Genomic DNA, 15,056 nt, shown 5'->3' with positions numbered 1-15,056 from the left:
TCAGCCGAAGCGTTCGGTCTTGATGCGGTGGGAGTCGTGGCCCATCGCGACGAGGGCCCTGGCGGCGGTCTCCACGAAGCCGGTCGGGCCGCAGATGAAGCAGGCCGGGTCGAAGCCCGGGGTCCAGCCGTGCTCCTTCAGGTCGGCGAGGCTGATGCGGGCCGGCGGGCGGCCGGAACCGGCTGGGGTGGTCCTCGTGTAGAGGATCGTGGTTTCGACTCCGTCGGCGGCGTCGCCCAGTTCGTCCCTGTAGATGATGTCCGCCGGGGTTCGCACCGAGTAGATCAGGCGGAAGGGAACGTCGGAGCCCGACTCTCGGCGCTGGCGGATCATTGCTTGCAGCGGAACGATTCCCGACCCGCCTGCTACCAGCAGTACTGGGCGCGTTTCGGTCTCGCGCCAGATGAACCAGCCTCCGATGGGGCCCTTGAGTTCCACGTCGGCGCCCACCGGGAGGTCGTCGCACAGGTACGTGGAGACCTCGCCGTCGTTCACCCGCTGAACGGTGAACTCCACCAGGCCGTCACGCACCGGGGCGGCCATCGAGTAGGAGCGGACCGCCGTGTAGCCGTCGTCGGCGGTCAGGCGGATGTCCGCGTGCTGGCCGGCCAGGTGGCCCGGCCAGTTCTCGGGCCGGAAGACCAGGGTCACGGCCGTGGCGGTCTCGGGGCGGCGCTCGACGAGGCGGGCGCGCTGCCAGAGGCCGGTCACCAGCCCTCCTGGTAGCGCTGTTCGAGCCAGGGGTCGCCGTAGTCGTGGTACCCGGCGCGCTCCCAGAAGCCCGGCTGGTCGTCGGTGTGGAGGGTGAGGGCCGAGACCCACTTCGCGGACTTCCAGAAGTAGAGGTGCGGGACGAGGAGGCGCGCGGGGCCGCCGTGCTCGGCGGGGAGCGGCTTGCCCTCGTACTCGGTGACGACCCAGGCCTGGCCGTTCCGGATGTCCTGCAACGGCATGTTCGTCGTGTAGCCGTCGAAGGAGTGGGCCACTGCGAAGACCGCGTCAGTTTCCAGACCTGACAGCAGGGTATCGACGGAGACGCCCCTCCACGTCGTGTCGAGTTTTGACCATCTCGTGACGCAGTGGATGTCGACCACCGGCGTCTCGTGCGGCAGCGCCGCGAACTGCGCGCGGTCCCATTCCCGGCGCTCGCCGGTCTCCGTGACCACCGTGAACGTCCAGGTGTCGAGCGCGACCGAGGGGGTCGGGCCGGCGCTCAGGACCGGGAAGTCCTCCGTCAGGTACTGGCCCGGGGGGACCCGGTCGTCGACCGTGCGCCGCCGTCCGCGGAACCCGGGTGTCAATGCGTTCATGCCGCCTCCCGCCGCAATCCTAGGCCGCGGCGGGAGGCGGCGGCGCGCGATCAGCGCATGGCGTGGACCATGCGGGTGTAGTCGCCGAACGCCTTGTCGATCATGTCGGGGTCGAGGCCGTAGTGGCGGAGGCTGTACTCGTGGCCGCGCTTCATGCCGGGGCGGGCGAGGACGTCGGCGAGGTTCTGCTCGTCGCGGGGCGTGAAGGCCATGCCGAGGCGGCGGAAGATCTCGGGCAGCTCCTCGTAGGGATTGGCGGTGAGCTGGTGGTACGAGACGTCGACGACGCGGTCGCGGGCGAGGGTGGTGCGCACGTTGCGACCGATCTCGACCATGCGGGAGAGCATCTGGAGCCAGTCCTCGCCGATCTGGTGCGGGTCGTACTCGCGGTTGCAGATCGCCACGCCGGTCTCCATGAGCGAGCACCAGGACCCCATGACGGTGTTCGGGTCGCGGTGCGTCCACACGATCTGCGCGTCGGGGAAGACCTTCATGAGGACCCCGAGGTGCTCAAGGTGGTACGGGGACTTGAGGACCCAGCGGCGGCGGGGCGCGCCGAACTGGAGGACCTGGAGCACGGTCTTGTAGTACTCGTAGTCGGGGAGGAAGTCGTGCTCGTCGAGCCAGTTGCGGTAGCCGGGCATGCGGAACGTCACGAGCTGGTTGCGGCCGTGGGGGATCGCGAACACGCACTCCTCGGGCGACTCCGGCTCCATCGCGTGGATGTCGGGCAGCACGGGCGAGAAGAAGTGGCCGAATCGGGCCGAGGCGCGGGCGACGTTGATGCGGCGCTTGCGGATCTTCGGGTCGATGTCGGCGCGGTCGGTGGCCTGGAGCTCCCACATGAGGGGCGCGCGGTTGCCCTCGGGGAAGGCGAGGATCTTGTGCGCCAACGTGGTCGCCGTGCGGGGCATGCCCGTGACGACGATGGGGCGCTCGATCGGCTCGTCGAGGATCTCCGGGTACTCGGCCACCAGGCGGCGCACGCGGAAGCGGTTCGTCATGCGGCACTTCAGGTCCGCGGTGAAGCCGGTCCAGCCGAGGGGCGAGATGGTGCGGACCTTGGCGACCTGGCGGAGCAGGTACCGGTAGCCCTCCAGGAACTCGTCGTCGCCCGCGGCGCTGCCGCCGGAGGCCGCCTCGGCCTGGCGGACGAGCTTGTCGAAGAAGCCGTCGACGTCGGCGGTCTGGCGCCGCATCTGGGACTGCATGGCGGCGTTGACGGGGACGACCAGGCGGGATACGCGTCGCACGGGACGGTCCTTCCGGGGAGGGGACAAGGGGGTCTCGCGCGAATCCTCGCACGCCGAGCGAAGTTGATCAAGGGCGACGATCCATTGAGGCCGTTCTCACCCCGGCGCGGGAACGGCCTCTCCCCTTCAGCGCGAGGGCAGTCCGAACGATTCGAGGACCGCGCGGAGCTTGTGCCTCCCACCCATGGACTCCGGTCCGCGCAGGCGCGCCAGGACCCGGTCGGTCCAGTTCCCCTTAAGGCCGAACCGGGCGTTGTAGGCGGCGAGGCGCTCGTCGTAGACGTCGAGGTGCGCGTCCGATGCGTCGCTGTACTGCTCGCGGTGGAGCACCGCCGCCTGCGGCAGGCGCGGCTTCACGCCCGCGCGCTCAGCAGGGTCCGGCTCCCCCACGGCCAGGCCGAACGCGGCCACGGTGTGCGGCGGGAGCTTCAGCTCCGCGGCCACCTCCTCGGGACGGTTCCTGATGGCGCCCACGAAGACCGAGCCGAGTCCCAGGGACTCGGCGGCGGTCACCGCGTTCTGCGCCGCCAAGGCGGTGTCGATGAAGCCGATGAGGGTCGTCTCCAGGTAGTCCGCGGCGTGCACGTCGGTGCCGCGGCGGGCCGCGAGGCGCCGCGCGCGGCCGAGGTCGGCGACCCAGACGAGGAACAGCGGCGCCTGCGCGATGAACGCCTGCTCCCCCGCGAGGTGCGCGAGCCGGGCCCTGCGCTCGGGGTCGCGCACCGCGATCACGCTCCACGGCTGGAGGTTCGAGGACGTCGGCGCGGACTGCGCGGCGGCCACGAGCGTCGTCAGCTCGTCATCGGTCACGTCGCGCGGCCCGAACCGGCGCACCGAGCGGTGCGCGAGCTGGATCCGCACGGTGTCGTTGACGGCCTCCAGCCGGGCCTCCGGGTCGCCGTAGCGTTCGGTGACCGACATGTCAGCGGGCCAGGCCGGTGCCGTGGACGCCGTGCTCGTCGATGACGGCGAGCTCCTCGTCCGTGAGGTCGGGGAAGTCGAGGGCCTGCACATTGTGGTCGAGCTGCCAGGTCGAGCTGGCGCCGATGAGCGCGGAGGTGACCTCGGGGCGCCGCAGGACCCACTGGAGGGCGAGCTGCGCGAGCGACTGGCCGCGCTGCTTCGCCAGGTCGTTCAGGGCGGCGGCGCGGGTGCGGTAGACGTCGTCGATGACGTCGGGCTTGAGGAACGCGCTGTTCTCGGCGCGCGCGCCCGACGGGATGTCCTGGAGGTACTTGTCCGTGAGGAGGCCCTGCGCGAGCGGCGAGTAGACGACGAGCCCGAAGCCGTCGGCCGCGGCGGTGTCGAGGAGGCCGTTCTGCTCGGGGCTGCGGTCGAAGATCGAGTAGCGGGGCTGGTGGACCAGGAGCGGGACGCCTTGCGCGCGAAGGAGCTCCCCGATCTCGTGGGCCTGCTCGGGGCTGTAGTTCGAGACGCCCACGTACAGGGCCTTGCCTTGGCGCACGGCGTCGGCGAGGGCCCCGGCGGTCTCCTCCAGGGGCGTCGAGGGGTCGGCGCGGTGGTGGTAGAAGACGTCGACGTAGTCGGTGCCGAGGTCGCGCAGGCTGTGTTCGAGGGAGTTCAGCAGCGACTTGCGGGAACCGCCCTTGAGGTACGGACTCGGGCCGATCGGGTTGCCCGCCTTGGTGGAGAGCACGAGCTCGTCGCGGTACGGCGCGAGGTCCTTGGCGAGGACGCGGCCGAAGACCTGCTGGGCGGCGCGGTGCGGGGGCCCGTAGCGGTCGGCGTTGTCGATGTGGGTGATGCCGAGGTCGAAGGCGTGCAGGATGATCGCGCGCTGCGTCTCGTACGGGTGGTCGGTGCCGAACTTCTGCCAGAGGCCGAGCGAGAACGCCGGGAGGTCGAGGCCGGAGCGGCCAGCGCGGCGGTAGGCGAGGCGCTCGTAGCGGTCCTCGGCGGCGGCGTGGGTCGTCTCGAATGCGCCGTATGACACGGGATACGCCCTTTCAATCGGGAGCGGTGATGGGTGGATGGTAGCCCTCTCCGAAACTATACTAGCTTGATAGGAGAACTAGAATTCCCTGCGAGGAGACACATGAGCGCCGAATTCCTCTGGTACATCCCCAACCAGGCCCGGCCCGGGCACCGCGGCGACGACGCCGTCGAGGGGCACAACAGCCTGGAGACCCTCACCAGCCACGCCAAGGCCCTGGAGGACCACGGCTGGGGCGGCGCGCTCCTCGGCACGAGCTGGGGCCGGCCCGACACGTACACCGTCGCCACCGCGCTCGCCGCCCGGACCACGACCTTCAAGCCCCTCATCGCGATCCGCCCCGGCTACTGGCGCCCCGCGAACTTCGCGTCCGCCGCCGCGACCCTCGACCACCTCACCGGCGGGCGGGTCCTCGTCAACATCGTCTCCGGGCAGGACAACCTGGCCGCGTACGGCGACAGCGAGGGCGACCAGGCGCACCGCTACGCCCGCACCAAGGAGTTCATGCAGATCGTGCGGCGCCTCTGGACCGAGGAGCGCGTCACCTACGCGGGCGAGCACTTCTCCGTCACCGACTCGGCCCTGGAGCTGCGGCCGGTCGTCAAGGGCGAGCGGACCCACCCGAAGCTGTACTTCGGAGGCGCTTCCGAAGCGGCCGAACGGGTCGCGGCCGCCGAGGCGGACGTGCAGCTGTTCTGGGGCGAGCCCCTCGACGGCGTGCGCGAGCGCATCGAGCGGCTCAAGAAGCTCAGCGAGGAGGTCGGCCGCGAGCACAAGCCGCTGGAGTTCGGGCTGCGCATCACCACATTCGTGCGCGACACGACCGAGGAGGCGTGGGCCGACGCCGAGGCGAAGGTGGCGACCATGGCCGCCGGGAACCAGGAGTACCTGCGCGACGCCCACCGCCGCACCGCGGTCGGGCAGCAGCGCCTCCTCGACCTCGCCGAGCGCGGCGAGGTCCTCGACGACAACCTCTACACGGCCCCGGGGAAGTTCGGGGGCGGCGGCGCGGGCACCACGTGGCTCGTCGGCTCCGCCGCCGATGTGGCCGCGTCGCTGCGCAAGTACGCGGAGCTGGGCATCACGCACTTCGTGCTCTCCGACACCCCGTACCTGCCGGAGATCAAGCGGCAGGGCGACCAGCTGCTGCCGCTTCTGCGGGACTGAACGCAGCGAGGCCGCCGGGCGCGGGTGCGCCTGGCGGCCTTCGGTTCGCGTCGCCTACTGCTCGGCGCGGCGCTCGCGCGCCTCCTCCACGAGGCGGCGCGCGAGTTCGCGCGCGCGGGCCGACTCGTCGACGAAGCCCGCGACGATGTCGTGGGTGCGGTCGCGCGCCGCGTCGGCGGCCCGCTCGTACGTCTCGATGACGAGACCGGCCTGCTCGATCGGCGACAGGGCCGCCGCGGGAGGCAGGAACTCGACGTCGACGAGCGCGCCCGCGATGTTCGCGGTCACCGCGACCTCGCCGCCGTCGGAGACGAGCCGGACGCTGGTCGCGTCGACCAGGTGCCGGACGGGCGCCGCTTCCCCGCGCAGCACGCCCATCCGCTTCTCGAAGTCCCGCATGAACGCCGCGAGGTCGAACTCCTCGGCCGGTTCCGCATGCTCGGGGGTCTCGCTCACTTGCTCTCCTTGCTCTCACGCGGCCCTTCGGGAGCGGTGACCGCTCCCCCGCGACGTGGTCGGACAATGCTATTGCGTTGCGGGTTAACAAGAGTGGTAATCCGGGTGGCCGCGGCGCCTCTGCAGCGTTCCGGTTTCACAAAACCTTCGCCTTCCGGCGCCGGGCCGCGGTCTTCCACGCCTCCATCACCAGCAGGGCGACGAAGGCGATCCACAGTGGTACGACGAGCACCCAGACGGCCGCCAGGACCCCGATCTGCTCCGGCACGAGCGCGTCCCGCAGCGGCGACGCCAGGAACACCGCGTCCCAGACGCCGCCGAGCAGCAGCGCGATCCAGGTGTGGTGCCGCGGGTAGAACGCGTGGAAGCGCCGCATGACCTCGGCCTTGTAGTCCGGGTCGCGCCGCCAGGCGTCCCAGACGGCGAACTCGCGCTCCTTCCCCGTCGAAGAAGCGAACAGCCCCACCTCGTTGCGGGCGATGCGTTCGCGGAGCTCGGCCTCGGTCCGGGGCGTGTCGTCGGGCGGGACCTGCGTGAACAGGCCCCGCCGCTCGGCGACCTCCTCCTTGAGGTCGACCAGCTTCGCCCCGGGGATGACAATCCCGCGGAAGAACACCGCGGCCACACCCGCCAGCCAGAACACGATCCCGCCGACGATCACCCCGAGCTCGACGGCGCCGGCCTGGGCGGCGGTCACCCGCCGTCCTGCACCGCCCCCGGCGTGCCGCCGAGGAGGCTCTTCAGCCCGGTCATCGGGTACCCGGTCAGGAGGTCGCCCAAGGGGTTCCCGAACACGTCGAGGTTGTAGGCGCCCGTCATGCCGGGGACGTTGAGCTTGCCCGAGCCCCACAGGTTCCCCATGACGTCGTACGCGTCCTTGGCGATGTCGCTCTGGTAGCCCGATCTGTAGCCGTTGCCCGGCAGCGGTATGTCGTTCTTGATGGCCGAGGACAGCTGGTCGAACTTCAGGTTCGTGCCCTGCTTGAGGGCGTCGAAGCCGAGGTCGATCTGCTTGTGGGCGGCGAACTTCGAGAGCACGCGGCCGAGGTCGCCGACGATCTCGTTGAGCTTCGTGAAGCGGGTGTTGAGCATCTGCATGGCGTCGCCGAGCTTCGTCAGGTGCTTCATGATCTTCGCGCCGACGCCCATGGCGTCGACGATGATCCCGCCGATCATCGCCGCGAACGACCCGCCCAGCGTGATCCACGAGGAGGCAAGGGCCGCAAGGGCGTACATGATCGCGCGCGACACGAAGTCGCAGATCAGCTCCAGAATCAGGCCGCGGGTGACGGCAGTCCAGATCCCCATGACCATCATGTAGCCGCCCATGACGCTCGACGCGGTGCCCGCGCCCTGGATGGCGCTGCCGAAGTCGGCGGTCAGGGTCCGGTACGACTCGGCGGCGTCGCCCTGCCACTCCGAGAGCGAGGCGACCTCGGCCTGGAGGTCGGCGCCCGCCTGGTCGAGCGCGGCGGCGATGTTGTTCCAGGTGTCCTTGGTGGCGTTGATGGCACCGGGGTCTCCCGCGACCCATTCCAAAGGCTCCCTAAGGAAGTCGACGTGCTCGATGAGGAACCCGACGCCCGCCATGATGAACTCCTTGAAGGGGTTCGCCGCGAACGCCAGGAGGTCGAGCGCGGCCACGGTCCCGTTGAGCGCGTATTCAAGCCCGGAGTCGGAGTTGAGGAGGTCCTGCGCGCTCGCGGCGGCCCGGGCGCCGTCGAGCTCGCCCCACGGCGGCGCGTCGGCGGTGTCGTTGACGATCAGGTCGTTCACTAGTTCCCCCTGATGTAGACGTTGAAGGTCTCGGCGACCGAGGAGTCGCACTCCTCGTAGGCGTCGCAGGTCGCCTTGACCCGGTTGGTGGTCTCCTGGGCCGCCTCGCGGGCGGTCTCGATGAGGTTGGTCGCGATCTCGGAGATCGCCATCGCCACGCCCGCGAACTGGATGTTGACGAGCCCGAAGTCGAGCACCGAACCGAAGCCCTTGGCCTCGGCGGCCGCGTAGCACTGCGCCACAGGCCCGATCACCTTCGAGTCCACATTGTCCACATGTGTCTGGAACGCGGCCGGGTCCGGGACGTTGAAGCCGTCTCCCACGGTCAGTCCTCCCCCTGCGTGCGGGCGCGCGCCTGGCGCACGAGGTCGTTGTCCTCGCCGAACACGTCGGCCAGCGCGCCGGTGGCGTTGCGCCCGGCGTCCTCGGCGGCCTCGCGGTAGACGGCCTTGATCATCTCCGCGAGGGACTGGGCGGACATCTGCTTGATCGCGGGGGTCAGGCGCAGCTCCTGGAGGGACCCGCCGACGGCCACGGTCACCTCGACCTCGCCGTCGGGCGACGCCGCCGTCGCGGAGGCGGTCGCCATCGCTTCGTTCAGGGACGAGGCGCGCTCGACCATCGCGGCCATGCGGCCCTGGAAGTCGCGCATATAGCCTTCGGGGTCTTCGAACACGGAGGGCAAGGTTCAGTGCCTTTCGCTCTGGGGGAGGCGGATCCGGCGACCAACGTACTGCGGTCGGGGGCCCGTTTCTGACCTGTTGACATCTCCTTGGCGACTCTCTGACGGCCCCTTCACGGCAGTCGGGGGCCTGATCTTCAAGACGCCCGGGACAGCGGGTGGGCGATGCCCCGGGTGGCTCGATTCACACAAGTTTCACCATCATTACGTCGAGGTGAAACCTGATTTTGTTGATTTGCGTCAAGAGGGTGTCAAGACGCGTCAAGACTACCTACGCCGCGCCAGTGCCGCAATCCGTTCCAGGGCAGGGGTATCGAACGGATCGGGAGGTGAGGGCCGCGGCCCTCACCTCCCGATCTCGGATGTTGTGGTCATCTGGATGTGGTGAACACTAAGGTTCGATGACGAGGCTCGCGATCTTCCCGTCCTGCAAGCGGAACCGGAGCGGGCCGGTCCCGTTGAACCGGTTCCCGGTGACCTTGAGGGTGACGGTCCAGCCGTCGCCCGCGCCTTCGGCGTCGAGGACCTCGAAGCGGCTCTCCATGCCGATGTTGTCCGTGCGGTTCCACTGCGCGGCGCCTTCGACGCCGTGGAACTCGCGGCCCCAGTCGCTCAGGAAGGCGTCCTCGGTGAACACCTTGAGGAAGCGCTCGGTGTCCCCGGCGTTGGTCGCGTTGATGAACTCCTGGATCGGCGGCGGCAGTTCGGTGTCTGGCATGGTGTTCCTCCGCGGTCGTGGTGCCCTCCGACGCTACCGCCGCCGCACGGGTGGCCGCCGGGAATCGCCGATCCCGGCTAGGGCCCGCCCTGTGCCACGGCGCGGCCCGCGCCGGCGCCGATCGCGCGGGCGGTGATGATGCCGTCGCTGATGCGCAGGGCCGCTTCGGTTCCGTCGCCGGTGTTCGCGAATCCGATTGCGGCCGCGAGGGTGCCGCTGTCGAGGACGACGCGCAGGCGCCGCCCGGTCGGGAAGGCCGGGCGCAGGCAGGCGGCGAGGTCGGTGAGCCTGAGCCGCACCAGGTCCGCGGTCTCGCCGTCGGCGGGGACGACCACAGTGGCCTGCTCGCCGGGACCGGCGGCGCGGAAGGCGTCCTCGGCAGCGGCGAGGCGCGAGACGCCGAGGACCGCGATGACGCCGTCGGCGCCGAGGTCGACGCGGCCGCCGAGGAGGTCCGCGGGCGCGTCGAGGGGCGCGAGGATCTCGCGGGACGCGGCCGCGGGCGCGGCGGGGCTGGCGGGGGTCCAGGCGTCGGCGAGGTCGAGGCGGGCGAGGTGCCCGCAGGCGCGGGCCCGGTCGGCCGGGTCGCCGAAGCCGGGGACGGCCTCCGCGAGGAGCCCCGAGCCGTGCAGGAGCGTGAGGGCGAGTTCGGCGAGGCGCACGCGGCGCGCGGTGCCGTCGCAGGCTTCGAGGGCGGCGGCGAGCAGCAGGGCCTCCAGGCGGGCGATCTGGGCGAGCGCGTCGCGTCCGCTCTCGTCGAGGACCCCGGCGAGGGATCGCAGCCGCAGGCGGCCTCCAGGGGCGCTGTCGGCCGCGGGCGGGAGGCGTGTGAGCCAGGCGCGGGCGAAGCGTGTGAGGGCGTCCTCAGCGGTCCGCGGAGGCGCGCCCGCCGAGGCAGGGGATCCCGCGTCCTCACCGATCGGGCCGTCTCCCACCGCGCCCTCCTCCACGAGCGCGACGAGCACCGCCAGGTAGAGCGCCCGCTTGCCCGGGAAGTTCGAGTAGACCGCGCCGCGGGTGAGGTCGGCGCGGTCGGCGATCCGGTCGACCTTCGCGGCCGCGAACCCGTGCTCGGTGAACTCCGCCCTAGCGGCGGCCAGGACCGCCGCGCGGGTGCGGGCCTGCTGCTCGACTCGTGTGAGTCTCGCCATGTTCACTCCTCCGCTCGACGGGCGTTCAGGATACGGCGGCATCCCGATGACGTCGCCATTTAGAGTGCCTGGGAGAGGTTTCCCAGGTCGTCGCCCGGGGAATCCTCTCGCACCGAGGAGGAGGCGAGCATATGAGCGCACAGAGGGACCTGCCGGCCGAGGCAGGAGCGGAGGCGGACGCGATCCGCATGGCCGATCTGACGGCGAACGAGGGCGCCGACATCGGCGAGCTGCACGGGAAAGAGATGCTCGACCCCGACGACTGGGAGCCGCGCCGCGGCGTGAACCCGGTGGTCGTGGCGCTCGTCGCGGCGGGCGTCGCCGCGGTCGCCGTCGTCGGGCTCAAGATCGCGTACGACCGCCGCAAGTCGGCCAGCGTCTACCGGCGGGCGCTCGACCAGCTGGAGGACGCCCGGGACGCGCTGATATCAGCGGCCTCTGAGCTGCCGGAGCGCGGCCGCGAGGTGCTGCACAAGGTGGCCCGCCACTAGTTGGTGTAAGGTCGGGCAAGCTTCTCGACGCCGCCGGCACGTTGGCAGAGCGGCGTTTCATCACTTCGAACGAATCAAGGCGACCATCTCTTCGAACACCAGGTCCCAAGTCGCATCACCGAACCGGATCACTCTGCGGCACGCGGTCTCCCGACCGCGGCCGGTCGCCGCATGCCCCGACCACCCCTACACCGACTTCCGCGCCGGCGTCATCGGCGCGGGACAAGGGCCGCCCCGGCGGCCCGCCGAACAACAGGAGGAACACCAATGGCTACCGGCACCGTGAAATGGTTCAACGGCGACAAGGGCTTCGGCTTCATCGCCCCCGACGACGGCTCCGCGGACGTGTTCGCGCACTTCTCCGCCATCCAGGGGACGGGTCGCCGTGACCTCGAAGAGAACCAGCAGGTCGAGTTCGACATCGAGCAGGGCCAGAAGGGCCCGCAGGCCGCGAACATCCGTATCCTCCGCTAAGAGGCATACACGAAGGCGGGGCGGCGGCACTTGTGCCGCCGCCCCGCTCCGCTTCCCGCTCACACGGCCTGCGGCGTCTTGCGCGCCGTGCGGGCCCGGAGGGTGAGCACGCCGCCGACGATGGCGGTGACGGCGCCGATCTGCTGCACGAGCTGGCCGATCTGGGCGCCGAGCCCGGCGTCCCCGGCGAGGTTCGCGAAGCCGGTGCCGCTGGCGATCCCCTCGATCATGAACCCGGCCTGGATGAACGCGCCGAGGACGATGGGGAGGGCCGCGGCCCAGCGGACGCGGGTCCGCATGGCCGCGAAGGCGACCGCGCCGGTCCCGAGCAGGATGATGCCGGGCGGCGGGTAGACGGGGAACTCGATGCCGGCGGCCCAGAGGGTCGCGATGCCCGCGGCGCTCACGAGCAGGCCGGTGACGGCGGTGGTCTCGGTGCGGGTCCAGTGCTGCTTGACGTTCATTTTCAGGGGCTCCTCTGCGAGGTGTTGGATATCTCCATGCTCGCGGCGCGGGCCCCGGCCGGACATCGTCGCGGCGGCGTAAACCCGCCTCAGCGCCGCGGCGTAGCCCGTTGAGGAGCCCCTGACGACCGATCAGCGGAAGTCGGCGGCGTGGTCGACGGTCCACTGCTCGTATGTGCGGGCGGGGCGGCCGGTGACGGCCTCCGCGGTGGGCCCGTAGGCGACCGGCTCCGCGGCCGCGAGCATGTCGAGCAGCGACGCGGGCAGGAACCGCTCGGCGGCTTCGCGCGGCAGCTCCTCGACCGCGAGGTCGCGGCCGATCGCCTTGCCGATCAAGGCGACCTGCTCGCGCTGGGCCAGGTGGCCCGGCCCGTCGACGATGTACTTCTTGCCTTCATGGCCGCCGCCGAGGAGCGCGGTCACCGCGACGTCGGCGATGTCCCTCTCGTGGATCGGGTTGACCGGCGCGTCCGGGTACGGCAGGCGCACAACGCCTTCGGACTTGATCGATTCGGCCCACCACAGCGAGTTGGTGGCGAACATGGCGGGGCGCACGAACGTCCACGACAGGCCCGACGCTTCGAGCGGGCGCTCGACGGCCAAGTGGACCTGCGCGATCGGGTTGCTCTCGGGGCCGATGACGGCGGCCGAGGACAGCAGGACCACGTGCTTGACGCCCGCGGCCTCCGCGGCGGGCACGAAGTGCTCGATGCCCTCGTGGGCGGCGTACAGGAAGACCTTCTCGACGCCTTCCAGTGCGGGCGCGAGGGTCTCGGGGGCGGTGAGGTCGAAGCGGGCGGGCAGCGCGCCGCCCGGCAGCTCGACGTCGACGGGGTTGCGGCTGGCCGCGCGCACCGGGGTGCCCGCGAGGATCAGCTGCGCGATGACGTTGCGCGCGATGGAACCTCGCGCGCCGGTGACCAGGACGGTCATGGGTGGTCTCCTTCGGTTTCCGTGGTGCTTTCGGTGGTGGTGTCCGCGGCGAGCCGCGCGAGGATGCGCGACAGGGTGTCGCCGTAGCGGGTTTCGAACTCGGGATCGTCGATGTCGACGCCGAACAGGCGCCGGGCCGTGGAACGGAAGACCGCGGGCGCGAAGACCATGCCCATCATGGCGAGCTGCACGGCGGCGGTGTCGAGGTCGGGCGCGAACTCGCCCTGGTCGCGGCGCTCGCGCACCCGCTCCTGCTCGGCGTCGATGTCCGCCTGGGTCTCCTCGTCCGGGGCGTCCTCGGCGAGCGCGCGCCACAGGGTGAGCCGCACGAGCCGCACGTCGGCGAGGTTCTTGCGCAGGTACCAGCGCATGAGCTCCGCGGGCGGGACGCCGGCGTCGGCGTGGTCGCGCTCGCTGTCGAGCCATTCGCGCTGGAGGGCCCGGTACAGGCCCTCCTTGCCGCCGAAGTAGTAGCTGACGAGCTGCTTGTTCACGCCCGCGCGCTCGGCGATGGCGCCGACGCGGGCGCCGTCGAAGCCGTGCGCGGCGAACTCGGTCAGCGCCGCGTCGAGCAGCTTCGCCTTGGTGCGCTCCGCATCGCGCACCCGTTCGCCGGGCTCGGGGGCCCGCTGCCGGTTCGTCCTGGGTTCCACAGGACGAACCTTACCACGTAATTATCCGTCTGGTTGATTGGGCCAACTCGATGGTTGATTAACTGGCCGCGAGGTCGCGCACCCGGTACGTCAGGTGCGTGCCGGACTCGGTCGCCACCGAGGAGACGGGTTCGAGCTTGATCCGGGCGTGGTCGATGCCGCCGAACAGGGCGTCGCCCGCGCCGAAGAGCACCGGGCGCAGCGTCACCGAGAACTCGTCGACGAGCCCGGCGTTGAGGTACTGGAGGATCGTCGTCGCGCCGCCGCCGATGCGCACGTCGCGGTCCCCGGCGGCCTTGCGGGCCTGTTCGAGCGCGCTCTCGATCCCGTCGTTGACGAAGTGGAAGACGGTGCCGCCCGGGCGCTCCCAGGGCTCGCGGACCTCGTGGGTGAGCACGAAGACGGGCGTGTGGAACGGCGCCTCCTCGGGCCAGCCGCCCTCGCCGCCGTCGAACATGCGCTTGCCGAGGACGGTGGCGCCGGTCCGGTCGAACACCGCCTTGAGGGCGTCGTTGTCGGGGCCGGTCTTGCCGCCGGACCCCATCTTGAGGTTCTCGCGGAAGAACGCCTGCCCCATGGCCCAGCCCTGGAGTTCGGCCCACTGCGACATCCACTGCTTGTACTCGGGCGCATGGGTGCGGCCCTCGTTCATCGCCTGCATCGCGCCGCCGTCGACGGGTGCGATGTACCCGTCGAGGGTCATCGTCACGCTGAAGAACACCTTGCCCGCCATCAGATCTCGCCTTCCTTCTCGATGTAGGCCGCGAGGCGGCCGAGTGTCTGCCTGCCGCCTTCGACGGCGCCGTACTGCTCGACGACGAGGTCCTTGTGCGCCTTCGTCGGGAAGACCGTCCGCATTTCGAGGTCGGTCCGCTCGCCGAGGTCGGTGAAGGTGATGACCTGGTCGAAGCGCTCGGGGTCGTCCTTGAACGTGCCGTGGACGAGGCGGATGCGCTCGGGCGCGACGATCTCCCGGAACGTGATCCAGTTCGGGAAGTCGGTGCCGTCGGGCCCGTGCATGGTGAAGTCCCAGTCGCCGCCCTCGCGGAACGCGAAGGCCCGCGTCGTGGTCGTGAACCCGTCGGGGCCCCACCACTGCGCGAGGTGCCGCACCTCGGTGAACGCCTTGAACACGAGGCGCCTGGGGCCGTTGACGATCCGGGAGAGCACGATCTCCCGGTCGGCCGTCTGCTCGTCAGTCGTCATCTCGCCCTTCCTCTTCCTTCAGTTCCTGCACGTACTCGTCGAGCCGGTCGAAGCTCGCCTCCCAGAACTGCGCGAACCCGCCGATCCACTCCTGGACCGGCCGCAGGGCCTGCACGTTCAGGCAGTAGAGGCGCTGCTTGCCGTCGCTGCGCACCCGCACCAGCTCGACCTCCCGCAGCACCCGCAGGTGCTTCGACACCCCCGGCTGCGGCAGGTCGAGCTCGCCCGCGAGCTCTGACACGCCCATTTCCCGCCCCCTGAGCAGGTCGAGGATGCGCCGGCGCTGGGGCTCGGCGATCGCGTTGAACGCGTCGGAGGTGGTCGCGGCTCGTGCCATGCACCAATCATATACCCATAACGGAATATGT

At 70.7% G+C, this 15,056-nt stretch carries 21 protein-coding genes; 3 read left to right on the top strand and 18 right to left on the bottom strand.

Features of this window, described 5'->3' with window-relative positions; all coding sequences use genetic code 11:
* The 5 genes from B0I28_RS07250 to B0I28_RS07230 form a co-directional block, all read right to left on the bottom strand.
* Positions 1-741, bottom strand: coding sequence for an FAD-binding oxidoreductase (locus B0I28_RS07250; protein WP_106363430.1), 741 nt, complete (start codon positions 739-741; stop codon positions 1-3).
* The gene (locus tag B0I28_RS07245) at positions 708-1,310 is read right to left on the bottom strand and encodes a molybdopterin-dependent oxidoreductase (RefSeq protein WP_106363111.1); all 603 of its coding nucleotides are present in this window, start codon (positions 1,308-1,310) and stop codon (positions 708-710) included. The genes B0I28_RS07250 and B0I28_RS07245 overlap by 34 nt, the downstream gene beginning before the upstream one ends.
* Positions 1,311-1,360: 50 nt before the next feature.
* Positions 1,361-2,563: a sulfotransferase family protein gene (locus B0I28_RS07240; RefSeq protein ID WP_106363110.1), complete on the bottom strand. Its 1,203-nt coding sequence runs from the start codon at positions 2,561-2,563 to the stop codon at positions 1,361-1,363.
* 126 nt (positions 2,564-2,689) lie between these two features.
* Complete coding sequence (locus B0I28_RS07235; protein ID WP_106363109.1) at positions 2,690-3,484, bottom strand: NADPH-dependent oxidoreductase; 795 nt, start codon at positions 3,482-3,484, stop codon at positions 2,690-2,692.
* A 1-nt stretch (position 3,485) separates the two neighbouring features.
* Positions 3,486-4,517: an aldo/keto reductase gene (locus tag B0I28_RS07230; protein ID WP_106363108.1), complete on the bottom strand. Its 1,032-nt coding sequence runs from the start codon at positions 4,515-4,517 to the stop codon at positions 3,486-3,488.
* A 102-nt stretch (positions 4,518-4,619) separates the two neighbouring features.
* Between B0I28_RS07230 and B0I28_RS07225 the strand changes: the two genes are divergently transcribed.
* Positions 4,620-5,684 carry an LLM class flavin-dependent oxidoreductase gene (locus B0I28_RS07225; RefSeq protein ID WP_106363107.1) on the top strand — a complete coding sequence of 355 codons (1,065 nt, stop codon included), beginning with the start codon at positions 4,620-4,622 and terminating at the stop codon, positions 5,682-5,684.
* 54 nt (positions 5,685-5,738) lie between these two features.
* On the opposite strand, the gene B0I28_RS07220 is transcribed toward B0I28_RS07225, so the two are convergent.
* The 7 genes from B0I28_RS07220 to B0I28_RS07190 form a co-directional block, all read right to left on the bottom strand.
* Positions 5,739-6,140 carry a hypothetical protein gene (locus B0I28_RS07220; RefSeq protein WP_106363106.1) on the bottom strand — a complete coding sequence of 134 codons (402 nt, stop codon included), beginning with the start codon at positions 6,138-6,140 and terminating at the stop codon, positions 5,739-5,741.
* Positions 6,141-6,276: 136 nt separating this feature from the next.
* On the bottom strand, positions 6,277-6,837 hold the full coding sequence (locus tag B0I28_RS07215; protein WP_106363105.1) for a hypothetical protein: 561 nt from the start codon (positions 6,835-6,837) through the stop codon (positions 6,277-6,279).
* Positions 6,834-7,916 (bottom strand): WXG100 family type VII secretion target, encoded by a 1,083-nt coding sequence (locus tag B0I28_RS07210; protein WP_106363104.1) that lies wholly within the window; start codon positions 7,914-7,916, stop codon positions 6,834-6,836. The genes B0I28_RS07215 and B0I28_RS07210 overlap by 4 nt, the downstream gene beginning before the upstream one ends.
* Positions 7,916-8,239 (bottom strand): hypothetical protein, encoded by a 324-nt coding sequence (locus B0I28_RS07205; protein ID WP_106363103.1) that lies wholly within the window; start codon positions 8,237-8,239, stop codon positions 7,916-7,918. Before B0I28_RS07205 ends, B0I28_RS07210 begins: the two co-directional genes overlap by 1 nt.
* Before the next feature lie 2 nt (positions 8,240-8,241).
* Positions 8,242-8,592, bottom strand: coding sequence for a YbaB/EbfC family nucleoid-associated protein (locus tag B0I28_RS07200; RefSeq protein WP_106363102.1), 351 nt, complete (start codon positions 8,590-8,592; stop codon positions 8,242-8,244).
* A 397-nt stretch (positions 8,593-8,989) separates the two neighbouring features.
* Positions 8,990-9,316 (bottom strand): nuclear transport factor 2 family protein, encoded by a 327-nt coding sequence (locus B0I28_RS07195; RefSeq protein ID WP_106363101.1) that lies wholly within the window; start codon positions 9,314-9,316, stop codon positions 8,990-8,992.
* Between the two features lie 77 nt (positions 9,317-9,393).
* Positions 9,394-10,467, bottom strand: a complete 1,074-nt coding sequence (locus B0I28_RS07190; protein ID WP_106363100.1) for a TetR/AcrR family transcriptional regulator — start codon at positions 10,465-10,467, stop codon at positions 9,394-9,396.
* A 131-nt stretch (positions 10,468-10,598) separates the two neighbouring features.
* On the opposite strand from B0I28_RS07190, the gene B0I28_RS07185 reads away from it, so the two are divergent.
* Positions 10,599-10,958 carry a hypothetical protein gene (locus B0I28_RS07185; protein WP_106363099.1) on the top strand — a complete coding sequence of 120 codons (360 nt, stop codon included), beginning with the start codon at positions 10,599-10,601 and terminating at the stop codon, positions 10,956-10,958.
* A 267-nt stretch (positions 10,959-11,225) separates the two neighbouring features.
* A complete protein-coding gene (locus tag B0I28_RS07180) occupies positions 11,226-11,432 on the top strand; it encodes a cold-shock protein (protein ID WP_106363098.1) in 207 nt (68 codons plus the stop codon).
* Positions 11,433-11,491: 59 nt separating this feature from the next.
* Here B0I28_RS07180 and B0I28_RS07175 read toward each other — a convergent pair whose 3' ends face one another.
* The 6 genes from B0I28_RS07175 to B0I28_RS07150 all read right to left on the bottom strand — a co-directional run bounded on the left by B0I28_RS07175 (position 11,492) and on the right by B0I28_RS07150 (position 15,025).
* A complete protein-coding gene (locus B0I28_RS07175) occupies positions 11,492-11,896 on the bottom strand; it encodes a hypothetical protein (RefSeq protein WP_106363097.1) in 405 nt (134 codons plus the stop codon).
* A gap of 132 nt (positions 11,897-12,028) precedes the next feature.
* A complete protein-coding gene (locus B0I28_RS07170; protein ID WP_106363096.1) occupies positions 12,029-12,829 on the bottom strand; it encodes an SDR family oxidoreductase in 801 nt (266 codons plus the stop codon).
* Positions 12,826-13,482, bottom strand: coding sequence for a TetR/AcrR family transcriptional regulator (locus tag B0I28_RS07165; RefSeq protein WP_106363095.1), 657 nt, complete (start codon positions 13,480-13,482; stop codon positions 12,826-12,828). The genes B0I28_RS07170 and B0I28_RS07165 overlap by 4 nt, the downstream gene beginning before the upstream one ends.
* A 58-nt stretch (positions 13,483-13,540) precedes the next feature.
* Positions 13,541-14,215, bottom strand: coding sequence for a dihydrofolate reductase family protein (locus B0I28_RS07160; RefSeq protein WP_106363094.1), 675 nt, complete (start codon positions 14,213-14,215; stop codon positions 13,541-13,543).
* A complete protein-coding gene (locus tag B0I28_RS07155) occupies positions 14,215-14,688 on the bottom strand; it encodes an SRPBCC family protein (RefSeq protein WP_106363093.1) in 474 nt (157 codons plus the stop codon). The genes B0I28_RS07160 and B0I28_RS07155 overlap by 1 nt, the downstream gene beginning before the upstream one ends.
* Positions 14,678-15,025 carry an ArsR/SmtB family transcription factor gene (locus tag B0I28_RS07150; RefSeq protein ID WP_106363092.1) on the bottom strand — a complete coding sequence of 116 codons (348 nt, stop codon included), beginning with the start codon at positions 15,023-15,025 and terminating at the stop codon, positions 14,678-14,680. Before B0I28_RS07150 ends, B0I28_RS07155 begins: the two co-directional genes overlap by 11 nt.
* Between the last annotated feature and the right edge of the window lie 31 nt (positions 15,026-15,056).

Origin of the sequence: Glycomyces artemisiae (assembly GCF_003002955.1) — a bacterium.
GTDB lineage: Bacteria > Actinomycetota > Actinomycetes > Mycobacteriales > Micromonosporaceae > Glycomyces > Glycomyces artemisiae.
The sequence above is the reverse complement of the archived record's forward strand: the minus strand, read 5'-3'. Positions and strand labels throughout refer to the sequence as shown.

Bases quoted from the DNA above. Each gene is read 5' to 3' on its own strand.
- B0I28_RS07225 (WP_106363107.1), top strand. From the start codon at position 4,620: ATGAGCGCCGAATTCCTCTGGTACATCCCCAACCAGGCCCGGCCCGGG.
- B0I28_RS07160 (WP_106363094.1), bottom strand. From the start codon at position 14,215: ATGGCGGGCAAGGTGTTCTTCAGCGTGACGATGACCCTCGACGGGTAC.
- B0I28_RS07195 (WP_106363101.1), bottom strand. From the start codon at position 9,316: ATGCCAGACACCGAACTGCCGCCGCCGATCCAGGAGTTCATCAACGCG.
- B0I28_RS07180 (WP_106363098.1), top strand. From the start codon at position 11,226: ATGGCTACCGGCACCGTGAAATGGTTCAACGGCGACAAGGGCTTCGGC.
- B0I28_RS07245 (WP_106363111.1), bottom strand. From the start codon at position 1,310: ATGAACGCATTGACACCCGGGTTCCGCGGACGGCGGCGCACGGTCGAC.
- B0I28_RS07235 (WP_106363109.1), bottom strand. From the start codon at position 3,484: ATGTCGGTCACCGAACGCTACGGCGACCCGGAGGCCCGGCTGGAGGCC.
- B0I28_RS07190 (WP_106363100.1), bottom strand. From the start codon at position 10,467: ATGGCGAGACTCACACGAGTCGAGCAGCAGGCCCGCACCCGCGCGGCG.
- B0I28_RS07185 (WP_106363099.1), top strand. From the start codon at position 10,599: ATGAGCGCACAGAGGGACCTGCCGGCCGAGGCAGGAGCGGAGGCGGAC.
- B0I28_RS07170 (WP_106363096.1), bottom strand. From the start codon at position 12,829: ATGACCGTCCTGGTCACCGGCGCGCGAGGTTCCATCGCGCGCAACGTC.
- B0I28_RS07150 (WP_106363092.1), bottom strand. From the start codon at position 15,025: ATGGCACGAGCCGCGACCACCTCCGACGCGTTCAACGCGATCGCCGAG.
- B0I28_RS07155 (WP_106363093.1), bottom strand. From the start codon at position 14,688: ATGACGACTGACGAGCAGACGGCCGACCGGGAGATCGTGCTCTCCCGG.
- B0I28_RS07175 (WP_106363097.1), bottom strand. From the start codon at position 11,896: ATGAACGTCAAGCAGCACTGGACCCGCACCGAGACCACCGCCGTCACC.